The organism is Rhizobium aouanii (genome assembly GCF_037002925.1).
Classification (GTDB): Bacteria; Pseudomonadota; Alphaproteobacteria; order Rhizobiales; family Rhizobiaceae; genus Rhizobium; species Rhizobium aouanii.
In genome coordinates this window covers 15,335-28,644 of record NZ_JBAMYD010000034.1, presented here as the reverse complement: position 1 = coordinate 28,644, position 13,310 = coordinate 15,335, and the positions used below count along the sequence as shown (strand labels likewise).

Annotated in this window: 15 protein-coding genes; 9 read left to right on the top strand and 6 right to left on the bottom strand. The window is 63.1% G+C overall.

Annotation, left to right across the window (positions count from 1 at the left end; all coding sequences use genetic code 11):
• Window positions 1–289: 289 nt before the first annotated feature.
• From V8P77_RS34065 to V8P77_RS34055, 3 genes are all read right to left on the bottom strand, one after another.
• On the bottom strand, window positions 290–457 hold the full coding sequence (locus V8P77_RS34065) for a hypothetical protein (RefSeq protein ID WP_222357069.1): 168 nt from the start codon (window positions 455–457) through the stop codon (window positions 290–292).
• A 97-nt stretch (window positions 458–554) separates the two neighbouring features.
• On the bottom strand, window positions 555–1,190 hold the full coding sequence (locus V8P77_RS34060; protein WP_335916697.1) for a YitT family protein: 636 nt from the start codon (window positions 1,188–1,190) through the stop codon (window positions 555–557).
• Between the two features lie 209 nt (window positions 1,191–1,399).
• Window positions 1,400–2,332: a class I SAM-dependent DNA methyltransferase gene (locus V8P77_RS34055; protein WP_335916696.1), complete on the bottom strand. Its 933-nt coding sequence runs from the start codon at window positions 2,330–2,332 to the stop codon at window positions 1,400–1,402.
• Between the two features lie 202 nt (window positions 2,333–2,534).
• Between V8P77_RS34055 and V8P77_RS34050 the strand changes: the two genes are divergently transcribed.
• The 3 genes from V8P77_RS34050 to V8P77_RS34040 all read left to right on the top strand — a co-directional run bounded on the left by V8P77_RS34050 (window position 2,535) and on the right by V8P77_RS34040 (window position 4,732).
• Window positions 2,535–2,801 (top strand): DUF6460 domain-containing protein, encoded by a 267-nt coding sequence (locus V8P77_RS34050; RefSeq protein ID WP_131707919.1) that lies wholly within the window; start codon window positions 2,535–2,537, stop codon window positions 2,799–2,801.
• 1 nt (window position 2,802) lies between these two features.
• A complete protein-coding gene (locus V8P77_RS34045; RefSeq protein WP_335916695.1) occupies window positions 2,803–3,300 on the top strand; it encodes a CAP domain-containing protein in 498 nt (165 codons plus the stop codon).
• A gap of 85 nt (window positions 3,301–3,385) precedes the next feature.
• On the top strand, window positions 3,386–4,732 hold the full coding sequence (locus V8P77_RS34040; protein ID WP_335916694.1) for an MATE family efflux transporter: 1,347 nt from the start codon (window positions 3,386–3,388) through the stop codon (window positions 4,730–4,732).
• Here the strand turns inward: V8P77_RS34040 and V8P77_RS34035 are convergent.
• Window positions 4,708–5,796, bottom strand: coding sequence for a quinone-dependent dihydroorotate dehydrogenase (locus tag V8P77_RS34035; protein ID WP_335916693.1), 1,089 nt, complete (start codon window positions 5,794–5,796; stop codon window positions 4,708–4,710). The two genes, V8P77_RS34040 and V8P77_RS34035, sit on opposite strands and share 25 nt — an antisense overlap.
• Window positions 5,793–6,146 carry a DUF952 domain-containing protein gene (locus V8P77_RS34030; RefSeq protein ID WP_335916692.1) on the bottom strand — a complete coding sequence of 118 codons (354 nt, stop codon included), beginning with the start codon at window positions 6,144–6,146 and terminating at the stop codon, window positions 5,793–5,795. The genes V8P77_RS34035 and V8P77_RS34030 overlap by 4 nt, the downstream gene beginning before the upstream one ends.
• A 119-nt stretch (window positions 6,147–6,265) precedes the next feature.
• On the opposite strand from V8P77_RS34030, the gene V8P77_RS34025 reads away from it, so the two are divergent.
• The 5 genes from V8P77_RS34025 to V8P77_RS34005 all read left to right on the top strand — a co-directional run bounded on the left by V8P77_RS34025 (window position 6,266) and on the right by V8P77_RS34005 (window position 9,444).
• On the top strand, window positions 6,266–6,664 hold the full coding sequence (locus V8P77_RS34025; protein WP_335916691.1) for a hypothetical protein: 399 nt from the start codon (window positions 6,266–6,268) through the stop codon (window positions 6,662–6,664).
• 91 nt (window positions 6,665–6,755) lie between these two features.
• Window positions 6,756–7,403, top strand: coding sequence for a response regulator (locus tag V8P77_RS34020; protein ID WP_003545225.1), 648 nt, complete (start codon window positions 6,756–6,758; stop codon window positions 7,401–7,403).
• A gap of 125 nt (window positions 7,404–7,528) precedes the next feature.
• Window positions 7,529–8,206: a S24 family peptidase gene (locus V8P77_RS34015; protein ID WP_335916699.1), complete on the top strand. Its 678-nt coding sequence runs from the start codon at window positions 7,529–7,531 to the stop codon at window positions 8,204–8,206.
• A gap of 11 nt (window positions 8,207–8,217) precedes the next feature.
• Window positions 8,218–8,928 carry a thermonuclease family protein gene (locus V8P77_RS34010; protein ID WP_335916690.1) on the top strand — a complete coding sequence of 237 codons (711 nt, stop codon included), beginning with the start codon at window positions 8,218–8,220 and terminating at the stop codon, window positions 8,926–8,928.
• A gap of 102 nt (window positions 8,929–9,030) precedes the next feature.
• A complete protein-coding gene (locus V8P77_RS34005) occupies window positions 9,031–9,444 on the top strand; it encodes a tellurite resistance TerB family protein (RefSeq protein WP_131644349.1) in 414 nt (137 codons plus the stop codon).
• 25 nt (window positions 9,445–9,469) lie between these two features.
• Here the strand turns inward: V8P77_RS34005 and V8P77_RS34000 are convergent, their stop codons facing one another.
• Complete coding sequence (locus V8P77_RS34000) at window positions 9,470–10,345, bottom strand: transporter substrate-binding domain-containing protein (protein ID WP_335916689.1); 876 nt, start codon at window positions 10,343–10,345, stop codon at window positions 9,470–9,472.
• Between the two features lie 806 nt (window positions 10,346–11,151).
• Here V8P77_RS34000 and V8P77_RS33995 point away from each other — a divergent pair.
• Window positions 11,152–13,140 (top strand): methyl-accepting chemotaxis protein, encoded by a 1,989-nt coding sequence (locus V8P77_RS33995; protein WP_335916688.1) that lies wholly within the window; start codon window positions 11,152–11,154, stop codon window positions 13,138–13,140.
• The last annotated feature ends 170 nt before the right edge of the window (window positions 13,141–13,310 follow it).

Below are 13,310 nucleotides of genomic sequence, written 5' to 3'. Positions count from 1 at the left end.
TTCCGGCTGCGCGTGACTAGCGATGGTTTGCCGTGGGACGTGCCCCTCACCCTAACCCTCTCCCCGTAAAACGGGGCGAGGGGACGTGCCAAACGCAGCGTTGAAGTTGAGGAAGCCCGTGCGGCATATCCTTCGCCCGTTTACGAGGGTCCGAAGGACGGGGCGAGACCCGTGACTCGACCCCGGTTTGGTGGCGGCAGCCATGGGGGGCTGGTGTGGGCGCCGTGACTGATGGCGAGAATTCATCCTGGCAACCGACCCGAAAATCTCGGGTCGGTCGAATATAGGGTCACTCGTGATCCCTGGTGGCCCGTAGGGCAACGGCGTCAAACCGATTGCCTGAGAGGTCGATGCTGTTGAATAGGTCGCGGACGACTTTCGCGATTTCTTCTGCGGAAGCACCCTTGGCGTATTCTTCCTGCATACGGCGTCTCACAAGTTTTTCCAAATCTGACATAGCTCACCTCATCAAATCCGGCGCGAGATGAGTTTGGCGCCGAGACCGATCACAGGCAAGTTACGTTTTATTTAGAATGGCTTACCGATTGGTAATGTTAGAGCGCGATGTAACGGTCGGCGCGGTGATTGATGGCGACGAAGAGGTTTAGGACGACGGCACCGAGCACCGAATAAAAGACGACAGGCGGCGTGGTGACGAAGAAGGCGGCGGCGAGCACGCACATGTCGATGGCGAGTTGGACGAGGCCGGCGCGGATCCCGAAACGCTCCTGCAGGTAGATGCCGAGAATGCCGACGCCGCCGAGGCTGGCGCGGTGACGATAGAGCGCCAGCAGGCCGAAGCCGAGCAGCAGGCCGCCGAGAAGTGCCGCCCAGGCCGGATGGATGCTCGAAATGGACAAGAAGCGCGACTGCACATCGGCAAGCACCGAGGTCAGGCCGATGGCGATGAAGGTCTTGATGGTGAAGGGCATGCCGAGTCGCTTCCAGGAGAGATAGAAGAACGGCAGGTTGAGCAGGAAGAAGGCGAGACCGAAATTGGCGCCGAAGGCATAATGCAGGAGGAAGGCCACGCCGGCCGTGCTGCCGGTGAGAAGGCCGGCGCTGGCGAGCACGTAGAGGCCGAGTGCGGCAACGAGGCTGCCGGAGAATATGCCCTGCACATCTTCGATCGGGGTGTGGCGTGTCGCAGTCGTATTCCAAAAACCAAGAGCATTGAAGAGCTGTGTCATGTCGCCAGTCTCCACGGCAGACGAGTTCAAGAACGCGCTTGGGGAAACCGGCGCTGCGGAATTTTGGATCGTGAAAGGAGCCCGAGCGCCTCGGCGTGATATTGCCGGTCGCTCTGCCGATGCGACGCAGTATCGGGTTTTTCGGCCTTCCGATCAAGCGAAATAGGTAAGCAATGCTGACCTATAAAAACATCGCAAGAAATGTTCGCTTACGCGGGTTTTCGCGTAAGGAATAGAATGCCGGAAACTGGTTTTCCGCCATCTTTGCGAATGACCGATTTGACGATCTTGAGGATTTGGAAGCCGTGACGGGCGAGAAGCGTCCTGACATAGGCTTCCGAATGGGCATAACGCAGCGACGCAGCGAGATGGAAGCCGTCGCCATCACCCGCATCCTCGACGGAAAAGGCGATATCGGCGCCTGGTGCAGCGAGTTCTCCGACGATGGCAAAGACGCTTTCGAGATTGCCGAGATACATCAGCACGTCGGCTGCCGTCACCAGGTCGGCGCGATGGCGCGCCGCATCCGCAAAGACGCCGGAGAGATCGGGCGCAAGCGAGAGATCGGCCTGGGCGAGACTGTCATAGATTTGTTTCTCGGCGGCCTTGGTCAACATATTCTGCGAGAGGTCGAAGCCTTCGAGGTGGCCAAGATTGGCGCGGATCTCCAGGCCGAGCAGGCCGGTGCCGCAGCCGAGATCGACGGCGTGTTCGTAGCGCCTGCCGGTGGAGGCGATGAGCGCTGCAAGCTTCTGCGGGACGCTGTAGTCGAGCTTTTCGACAAGTGCTGATTCGAAACGGTCGGCATAGTCGTCGAAGAGGCGCTCGACATAGCGGCTCGGCGGCTGGTCAGGCACGGCACAGTCGCCGAGAAGGGCGAGCTTGAGGGTTGCGCCGAAAATATCTTCCGGGTCGAGGGCAAGCGTCTTGCGATAAGCCTCGATCGCAGCCTCGCCCCTGCCCGCCTTTTCCATATAGGTGGCGAGGCGATACCAGCCGGCGGCCCAGGCAGGCACGAGCTCGAGAGCCTGTTCCATCAACTCGGCGGCCGCTTCCGGCTCACCGCCTTCTTCGAGCATCCTGGCGTAATCGGCGCGGCGGTCGGCAATGACATCGCCTGAGGAAAGCTGGTGGGGTTGCATTAATGGGCCTATCAACTCTTTCTTTTACGCATGTCGTTGCCGCAAAACCGCTGCACACTTTTGCGCGACATGCGTCGGCCCGCATCTGGCGGCGGCCACAAAAAAACTCAAGTCCTATTTCAGAGGCGAAGCGGCCAATTCCGGAAAGGGCTTGCGGGCAGCGCGCCGCGACCTTATTCCAAGGGCAAACAGGAGATGGCTTATGTCCGATCAGGCGAACAGGTTCCTCGGCGATTCAATCGGCCGCACATTGATAAAGCTTCTCGTGGTGTCGCTGATCGTCGGTTTCGTCATGACCGTTTTCGGCCTGACGCCGTGGAGCATCATCGACGGCGTGCGCGACTTCGTCCTGGAGATCTGGTACCGGGGCTTCTCGGCTCTCGGGCGCGTCGGCGACTATCTCATCCTCGGCGCGACGATCGTCATCCCCCTCTTCATCATTCTTCGTCTTTTCAGCTACCGCCGGTAACATGACATCCATCGATCTTTCCAGGCGCGGCCTGCTGCGCCTTTCCGGACTTGCGCTCGCCGCCGGCATCGCCGGCTGCACCACGACCCCGCGGATGGCCAGCACGCCGTCGGACGGCGAAGACGAGACGGCGAGCGTGCTGCCACTCGTCAACCAGCTGCGGGCCAAAAACGGCCTGTCGCCGCTTGCCGTCGATCCGGCGGCAAGTACTGCCGCCTTGTTCCAGGCGAAACGCATGGCGAGTGCGGGCAAGATGGCGCATCTCATGGGTATGACCGACAGTTTCGGCGCGCGCGTCAAGGCGAGCGGCGTGCGGCTACCAGCGGCGGAAAACATCGCCTCCGGCCAGCAAAGCGTCGATGCCGTGGTGACGGCCTGGATCAACTCGCCGCATCACCTGGAAAACATGCTCGGTCGTTATGGCGGCCTTGGCGTTGCCGTCGCCCATAATACATCTTCCAGGAACCTGCCCTATTGGGCCATGGTGCTTTCCAGCTGAGGTGATTCCGCCTGCAGCAGTTCAAGTGATGCAGCGTCTTTTGCGCGTCTGAAACGACGCGTGGCGCTGCGGCGACGAGGCCGGCATGGATACACGCAGCAATCACAACGCGCTTGCATTCGACGTGACGCACCTGATGGTGCTGTCGATCGCCATTCCGATGACGCTCGGCTTCATGACGACGCCGCTGCTCGGGCTGACGAACACCGCCGTCGTCGGCCGCATGGGCAATGCGGAAGCGCTGGCGGGGCTGGCGATCGGCGCGATGCTCTTCGATCTGATCCTCGGCAGCTTCAACTTCCTGCGCGCCTCGACGACCGGGCTGACGGCGCAGGCCTATGGACGTCACGACCAGCACGAGCAGCAGGCGGTCTTTTCCCGGGCGATGATTTCGGCTCTCGGCTGCGGACTGGCGCTGCTCTGTCTTTCGCCGCTGCTGATGGCGGCGGGGTTGAGGCTGATGGGGGCAGAAGGCGCGATCGCGCAGGCGACCAGCACCTATTTTTCGATCCGCATGCTGGCAGCACCCGCGGCATTGGCAAATTATGCCATCCTCGGCTTCGTGCTCGGGCGCGGACAGGGCAATATCGGACTGCTGCTGCAGGCGATCATCAACGGCATCAACATCCTGCTTTCCATCTATCTCGGCCTGACGCTCGATTGGGGCGTGGCGGGGGTCGCCTGGGGAACGATGGCCGGCGAAACCGTCGGCGCGCTCGCCGGGCTTTTCATCGTGCTCAACGGCTTCGGCAAGGCAGCCCGGCCGGCATGGTCCGAGGTCTTTTCCCGGCACCGGCTGGCCGAGCTTTTCGCGCTCAACCGCGACATCCTGATCCGCACCTTCGTGCTGATCGGCGCCTTCACCATCATGACGCGGATCGGCACCAGCTTCGGCGCAGTGACGCTTGCCGCCAATGCCGTGGTGATGAATTTCTTCCTACTATCAGGCTATTATCTCGACGGGCTTGCCAATGCCGCCGAACAGATCATCGGCCGGGCGATCGGCGCGCGCTACCGGCCGGCCTTCGACCGCGGGCTGAAGCTGACGATCTTCTGGTCCTTCGGGCTGGCGGCGCTTGGCTCGGCCTTCTTCTTCCTCGCCGGCCCCTGGCTGATCTCGGTGCTGACGACTTCACCAGAGGTTCGGCAGGCGGCCGAAACCTATCTGCCCTGGGCAGCGATCACCGGACTGACCGGCGCACTCGCCTTCCTGATGGACGGGGTCTTCATCGGCGCGACGTGGTCGGCAGACATGCGCAACCGAATGCTGATGTCCTTCGCTGGTTATCTCCTGATGCTCGCGGTTTTCGTGCCGCTCTTCGGCAATCACGGCCTGTGGCTGGCGATGAACGCCTTCCTCCTCTTCCGCGGCTTCTTCCTGGCGATGCTCGTCAAGCCGCGGGCCGATCAGACCTTTCGCGCCGCCCAATAATCCAGCCTGGTATCGCGCAGGTCGCGGATCGAGCCGGCCTTTTCGCGGTCCAGGAGTTTCGAAAGGCCGCGGACGATATCGCCGACCAGGCCAGGCCCCTCATAGACCATGCAGGAATAGAGCTGGACGAGATCGGCGCCCGCCCTGATCTTCTCCAGCGCGGTTTCGGCCGAGGACACGCCGCCGACGCCGATGATCGGCAGATCAGGGCCGACACGCTTGCGCATCCTGGCGAGCACGGCCGTCGACTTTTCGAACAGCGGCACGCCGGAGAGACCTCCCGCCTCCTTCGCCTGGCGCTGATCCTTAAGGCCGTCGCGCGACAGCGTGGTGTTGGAGACGATCAGGCCGTCCAACGCATGCGAAAGCGCTTCTGCGGCGATATCGTCCATGCCTTCCTCGGTCAGATCAGGGGCAATCTTCAGAAAGACCGGGATCTTCCGGCCGGATGTTGCCGCCATCTCGTCGCGCGCCGCAAGCACCGATGACAGCAGCACCGCAAGGCTTTCGCGCCCCTGCAGGTCGCGCAGGCCAGGCGTGTTCGGCGAGGAGATGTTGGCGGTGAAATAGCGTGCGACCGAATAAAAGCGCCGGATGCCGGCGACATAGTCGGCGATGCGGTCCTCGCTGTCCTTGTTGGCGCCGATATTGACGCCGATCATGCCACCGCCCCTCAGCGCGGCGAGGCGCCCGAAGGCGGCATCATGGCCTTCATTGTTGAAACCGAGACGGTTGATGATGCCTTCATCCTCCACCAGGCGGAAGATGCGCGGGCGCGGATTGCCCGATTGCGGCTTCGGCGTCACCGTGCCGATTTCGGTAAAGCCGAAGCCGAGCTTCAACAGCGCCTCCGGCACCTCGGCATTCTTGTCATAGCCGGCGGCCATGCCGAGCGGATTTTCGAAGGTAAGGCCGGCAACGCTCTGGCGCAGGCGCGGATCGGGCGTGATCTGACAGGCGGGCACGAGGCCGGATTTCAAGGCGGCGATCGACATGCCGTGCGCCGTTTCCGGATCGAACAGGAAGAGACCCTTGCGGGCGAGGCGCTTGAAGGGATCGATCATGGCGCGAGCTCCGGGAAGATATGGGCGCCGGCTTCGTCGAGCGGCAGCAGCACCTCCCAGAGCACGGCCGCAAGCGGCAGATCGGCGTAGAGATGCGGGAAGAGATCACCGCCGCGCGAGGGCTCGAAGACCAGCTTGTCACCGAGGCCGCTGCTATCGACAGCAATCAGCAGCAGGCCGGGCTGGCCGGTAAAATGCAGGGCGGCAGTCTGCTTCACCTGGTCTGCCGTCGAGAAATGGATGAAGCCGTCCTTGAGATCGATGCCGGCGCCATGAAAAGTGCCGGTTTGTCTGGCTTGCTGCCAGAGCGTTTCCGTCACGATCTTGTAAAGGGTCGGTGTCAGGGTCATCATGGCCTCACGATAGGCTGTTCCTCGGTCACGAGGGCTTTGCCGGAAAGAGACGGCGATGTCCACGCCCCGGCGCCGAAAAACGGAACCGCTAAAAGCAAATTCCGGAGGATGAGACGATGAAGGCATTCGTTATCACGCTTGGCATATTTCTGATGCCGCCGGCGGCTGCGGCGGCCGAAGCCGATGCGGGCCGGTTCCAGCTGGAGAAGAGCGGCGACCATTTCGTCCGGCTCGACCGGCAGACCGGAGCAATGTCGATCTGCCAGGACAAGGACGGCGCCCTCGTCTGCCGCATGGCCGCCGACGAGCGGGCGGCCTATGAGGACGAACTCGACCGGCTGGCAAAGCGGGTGACGGCGCTCGAACAGGGCGGCGTCATTCAACGTGCGCTGCCGAGCGATGCTGAGGTCGGCCGTTCGATCAGCATCATGGAGCGGATGATGAAGAGTTTCATGGGGATGGTGAAGGAGTTCCAGGCCGAGGAAAACACCAATCCCCTTCCGCAGAAGACCTGATCTGATATAGTCACTATGAGCAAGCCGGTATGCAACGCGGAGGGGCGGAGGCACATGCCGGCATGATCGGGCTCTTGGGAGGGAGTTTTCGATGCAGGAACAGACCATCATCATTGCGGACGATCATCCGCTTTTCCGTGACGCGCTGCGCCAGGCGGTGATCGGCATGGAAGGCCGGCAGTCGATCGTCGAGGCCGGCGATTTCGCCGCCGCGCGCCGGGCCGCCGGCGCCCATGCGGATGCCGACCTGATGCTGCTCGATCTCGCCATGCCCGGCGTCAGCGGCTTTTCCGGCCTGATGGCGCTGCGCTCCGAATTCGCAAGCCTGCCGATCGTCATCGTCTCGGCGACCGACGATGCGACGACCATCCGCCGGGCGCTGGAACTCGGCGCGTCCGGCTTCATTTCGAAATCCTCCGGCATCGAGGACATCCGCCGCAGCATCCAGACGGTGCTTGCCGGCGACATCGCCACGCCGGAAAGCTATCGCGACGGGCAGGAGCAGGATCCCGACGTCGCCGACCTGATCCACCGCCTGCATACGCTGACGCCGCAGCAGAGCCGGGTGCTGACCATGCTCGGCGAAGGGCTGCTGAACAAGCAGATCGCTTACGAACTCGGCGTCTCCGAGGCGACGATCAAGGCGCATGTCTCGGCGATCCTGTTGAAACTTGACGTCGACAGCCGGACGCAGGCCGTCATCCAGCTCGGCAAGATCAATATGGCGATGGTAGCCTGAGCGATACATTTCCCTTTGGAAACAGGATTTTATTCCTCTTTCATCTTTACTCAGACGGCACGGTCGATTAATATTCCGCCGGGTTGAAGCGCGGCGTTGAAATGAGCCGCGACGGAATCGCGCGCATGCTGTCACACGACCAGATCTGGGAAGCGCTCGACAGGCTTGCCGAACGGCACGACCTGACGCCATCGGGACTTGCGCGCCGCGCCGGCCTCGACCCGACCTCCTTCAACAAATCGAAACGGCTTTCCGCCGACGGGCGGCTGCGCTGGCCCTCGACGGAATCGATCGCCAAGGTGCTCGACGCCACAGGGGCGAGCATGGAGCAGTTTATGGCTTTCATGCGGCCGGATGCCGATCTTTCCAAGCAGCCGGCCGGGCCGCAGGAAAGCGCGTTTCCCCAGCAGGGCGGCTCCATTCCGCTGCTCGGCTTCGCCCAGGCGGGGGCCGGCGGTTTCTTCGACGATGGCGGCTTTCCGGCCGGCCAGGGCTGGGACGTGGTGGAATTTCCTGCAACCCCGGCACGGAAGGCCGGCGTCTATGCGCTGGAGGTGCAGGGCGAGAGCATGATGCCGCTCTACCGCGACGGCGACGTGCTGATCGTAGAGCCGGGGGCACAGGTGCGCCGCAACGACCGCGTCGTCGTGCGCACAAATGAGGGCGAGGTGATGGCCAAGGTGCTGCTGCGCCGGAGCCCGCGGTCGATCGAGCTGCTGTCGCTCAATCCCGAACATCCCAACCGCACCCTCGATCTTTCCGACGTCGACTGGATCGCCCGCATCATATGGGCCAGCCAATAGGAAGATATTCCATGCGCCCTGCCGCCTTCATCACAGGTATCACGGGGATGGTGGTGGTGGCCGGCCTGTTGTTGGCAGGCGAAGCAAGGCTTGGCGGCGGTACGGCCGGCGAAGAGACGATGTCCGCGGAGGAGACGGCGACCGCACCGGTGGATGCTGCGCCCGAAGCCGGCGAACGTGCGACGATCTCGGACGACCGTGCCGAAATGATTGTCCGGTCAGCGGAGCCGGCGGCTCCATCCGCTCCGGTCCCAGGCGACGGCGTGGCATCCAAACCGGCCGATATGCCGCAGGAAGCGGAGACGGCGGCCGGGCAAATGGCACGCCCGGCTGCGGAAAAGGCGATCGAACTGGCGCGGCCGATGGTCGAAAATGCCGGCATTCTTTTCTTTGGCGAGCGCCGGCTTCAGCTTGTCGGCATCGTGCCGACGCCGGTCGACAGGATATGCGGGCCGGCGGGCCGGCAATGGCCCTGCGGCATGATGGCGAAGACGGCGCTGCGCCTGCTGTTGCGCAACCGCAGCGTCAGCTGCGATCTCGAAACGGTGGAATGGAAAGAAACCGTAACGACTGCCTGCCGGCTTGCCACAGAGGATCTCGGCTCATGGCTCGCCGAAAACGGCTGGGCGGAACCGACGGCGGGTTCGCCGCTTACATCTGCCGCCGAAAAGGCCAGGCAGGCGGGAAAAGGCCTCTACGGCGACGATCCGCGCCGCAATTAAACCTGCAGCCATGACAGCGATCGGAAAGCCCCGGATCGGGCCGATCCCTTGTAATGGCTGTCGCCAATTCCTAATCTCGGCTGACCGAAAAAGGAATCAGAGATGAACAAGCCGCTTTCCGCCCATGATGCGCTGATCTACGTGATGGTGATGGCCTCCGCCGTCGACAGCACGATGAACGACAGGGAGATGACAAGGATCGGCCAATTGATCGGATTCCTGCCGGTTTTCCGGGATTTCGACGACGACAAGCTGATTTCGGTGGCGCGCGACTGCGCCGCGCTGCTGGCCGGGCCGGAAGGCCTCGACGTCGTCCTCGAAACCGTGCGCGATACCCTGCCCGCAAAGCTCTACGACACCGCCTATGCGCTGGCCGTCGAAGTGGCATCCGCCGATCTCTCGGTCAAGGCGGAGGAGTTGCGGCTGCTCAGCCTGCTGCGTGACCGGCTCGGCCTCGACAAGCTCACCTGCGCGGCGATCGAGCGCAGCGCAATTGCCCGGTTCCGCAAGGGCTGAAGGCGACCAATGTGGGACCGCGGCTTCAATAAAGCCCGTAGGGGAAATACCGCAGATAGATTTCCTGAAGGCGGCCGTTGCGCGACAGCGTGGCAAGCGCGTGGTCGATGGCTGATGTCAGCACGCTGTCCTTCTGCCGCAGCATGATCGTCATGCCCTCGCCGAGGAAATGCTCGGAGAGATAGGGGCCGTCGAACAGCGCGCAGCATTTGGCCGAGGCCGGCGAAGAGACCCAGAAGGAAAGCTGCAGCGCATCGGCAAAGGCGGCATCGACCTTGCGGTCCTTGAGCGCCGCAAGCAGTGCGTCCTTCGTATCGAACGGCTGGGCCTTGATCGCGGGAAAAAAGGCGGCCAGCATCGCCTCGTGCACCGTTCCCCTGACGACGCCGACAGGATGGCTGGAAAGGGCGGCAGCGGTCTTTCCGTCGAGCGGCACGGCGAGATTGCGCACGAAGCGCGCCGGCAGCATCAGATAAGGTCTGGAGAAGACGAATTGCCGGCGCAGCTCCGGGGTCACCGCAAGGCCGGCGATGATGGCATCGCCCTGTGAGGCGGCGAGCGCATCCCTTAGGTCTGCAAAGGGGAGCGCCTGGATCTGGCACTTGTCTGAAATCTCCAGCTCGCTGCAGATTTCGCGGGCGAGGTCGACATTGAAACCGGAAAGCTTGCCGTTCTGATCGGTGAAATTGAAGGGCGGGAAATCGACCGACGTCAAGAAGCGCAGGCGCACCAGCGAGGAGAGATCGGGCCTCGCAAGACGTTCGCGCGCATCGAAGAGCAGCGGCAGCGAAGGCGCCGCCTGCTGGGCCGACGCGGCAAAACTTGAAAAAAGCGCGCAGAGAAACAGCCCGAACGCGAAAAAACCCTTCAGAGTCAGGAATGCGAGATTGGATTGCACCATCTTGATCTTGGTCTCAGGTTAGGCGTGAAGCAATGCAGCGTCGGCGAGGTGTATCAGAGTCATGCGTGGCGGGGAATATGCGTGGGAGTGAGGGGGCCGATGACGCCCGCGAACGCGGCCTCACAGCAGCGCGGCATCCTCCAACCTCCCTCATCCTGAGGTGCGGAGGCCGAAGGCCGGAGCCTCGAAGGACACGCCGCAACGCTGCTTCTTGCATAGATCCGACGCCGGAATGCCCGCCTCGTCCTTCGAGGCCCCTGCGGGGCACCTCAGGATGAGGCTCTCTTGAATGCCGGCGCTTGCTTCTCGGAGGATCATCAGCGCGGGCGAAGGCGACCAAGGCGGAAGCGAAGCCGCGGCATCCGCCAACGCCCCTCATCCTGAGGTGCGGAGGCCAAAGGCCGGAGCCTCGAAGGACACGCCGCAACGCTGCTCCTTGCATAGATCCGACGCGGGAATGCCCGCCTCGTCCTTCGAGGCCCTGCGGGGCACCTCAGGATGAGGCTCTCTTGAATGCCGGCGCTCCGAAGCTTGATCCTGGGTGCCCGTCATACGCGCCAAGTTAAGTGCAACCTCTCAGCCCCTAAAAATCATTGTCATCCGCCGCCTCGTGTTAGCGCGGAATTAAAGAATATCGCCTCTTATTTGTTGCGACGACATCGGACCCCGCCAGCCGATCGCATGATGCAAGCGTCAGCCCAAACGTAATCCCTAAACCGCGATATTGAAGCAGCACTTTTTCTGCAGCAATTGATTTCAAAAGCACCGGGCGCGCGAGCACGCCCCGTCAATCGGGTGACATTTCCATGCTGAAACATCTGAAAATCCGCACAAAAATCATATCGGTGGTGGCGCTCCTGGGGCTGATCACGATGGCCGGGCTGATCTACGTCATTTCCGAGTTCCGTCGTGCGGATGCCGCCTACAGCGCCTTCATCGACCATGAAGCGCTAGCCTCGATGCAGAGCGCACGCGCCAGCGCATCGGTGGTGGCCTCGGTGCTGCAGGTAAGCCTGCTAGCCGACATGAAGCCCGATACGCCCGAATTCCAGACGGCGCTCGCCACACCGAGCAAGCTGCCGCAGGCGCGCGACCGGATGAAGCAGGCGCTGGCGCTGGTGCCCAGCCGCAAGCCGGCGATCGATGAGATCCAGGCGGGCATCGATGAGATCGAAAAGCTGGCGAACAAGATCATCGAACAGAGCAAAGCCAAGGACGGCGCCGGCGCCCAGGCGAATGTTGCCCTGATCAATGCCAAGCTCGATGCACTGACGCCGAAGATGATTGCCAACAATGATGCGATGATGGCGATGCTCAACGATGGCGGCGACGCGCTCTCGGCTTCCGTCAACGAACGGATCGTCTTCTGTCTCGTTCTGATCGGCATCGCCGTTCTCGCCGCCGTCGGCTTCAGCGTGGTCGTCGCCCAGATGGGCATCGCCGGCCCGATGATGCAGCTGCGCCTGCGCATGACACGGCTTGCCGAGGGCGATACGACAAGCGATATCAGCGGCTTCGACCGCGGCGACGAAGTCGGCCAGATGGCAAAGGCCGTTTCGGTCTTCCGCGACAATGCGATCGAGCGCGCCCGGATCGAAGCGCAGGCCGACGCGGACCGCGGCGTCAGCGACAGCGAGCGCCGCGACCGCGAGGCGCAGAAAGCCCGCGAAGCATCCGAACTCGACCGCGCCGTCACCGCACTCGGCGACGGCCTGCGCCGCCTTGCCGCCGGCGATCTCGCCTCGCATATCGCCGAACCGTTCGTCGCGCATCTCGATGCGCTGCGTGAGGATTTCAACAACTCGGTGGAGAAGCTCAACGAAACCATGCATACGGTCGGCGCCAATGCCCGGGCGATCGGCGCCGGCGCCAACGAGATTCGTTCCTCCGCGGACCAGCTTTCCCAGCGCACGGAACAGCAATCGGCCTCCGTCGAGGAAACGGCAGCGGCGCTGGAGGAGATCACCACGACGGTGCGCGACGCCGCCAAGCGGGCCGAGGAGGCGAGCCAGCTCGTTGCCCGTACCCGCCTCGGCGCCGAAAAGTCAGGCGAGGTCGTCCGCAAGGCCGTCTCCGCCATGCAGCAGATCGAGAAGTCGTCCGGTGAAATCTCCAACATCATCGGCGTCATCGACGACATCGCCTTCCAGACCAACCTTTTGGCCTTGAACGCCGGCGTCGAAGCCGCCCGCGCCGGCGATGCCGGCAAGGGCTTTGCGGTCGTCGCCCAGGAAGTGCGCGAGCTCGCCCAGCGCTCGGCCAAGGCTGCCAAGGAGATCAAGGCGCTGATCAGCACCTCCGGCTCGCATGTGCAGACCGGCGTCTCGCTGGTCGGCGAAACCGGCAAGGCGCTCGACGCGATCGTCCAAGAGGTGCAGGAGATCAACCAGCACGTCCACGCGATCGCCGAAGCCTCCCGCGAACAGTCGATCGGCCTGCAGGAGATCAACACTGCCGTCAACACCATGGACCAAGGCACGCAGCAGAATGCGGCGATGGTCGAAGAATCCACCGCCGCCAGCCACAATCTGGCAACGGAAGCGGCAGCGCTCAACAACCTGCTCGGCCAGTTCAGGCTGACCGGCACCGGCGGCTTCACCGCCAGCGCGCCAATCGCCACAGCACGCGCTGCCGCCCGCCCGGCAGCCAGGGCAGCTCCAATACGAGTCGCCCGCGAAGGCACCGCCCGCCCGGCCGCCTCACCGGCCCGCGCGCTCGGCCAGAAGATCGCCAACGCCTTCGGCGCCGGCAGCAGCATATCGTCGAGCCAGGATCCCGACTGGACGGAATTCTGAGCCGGTCAAGACAGGCATTGGCAAGGGCGGCTGCGGCCGCCCTTTCTGTTTGGGGACCTAACCCGGCCGCCAGCCGATCTCGACGAGGGTCATCACGCCTGGAGGAACCGGATCTTCGCCCTAATATCAATAGGTGGATGTCGCGTCCGGTCGCTTGACCACGACGTCCC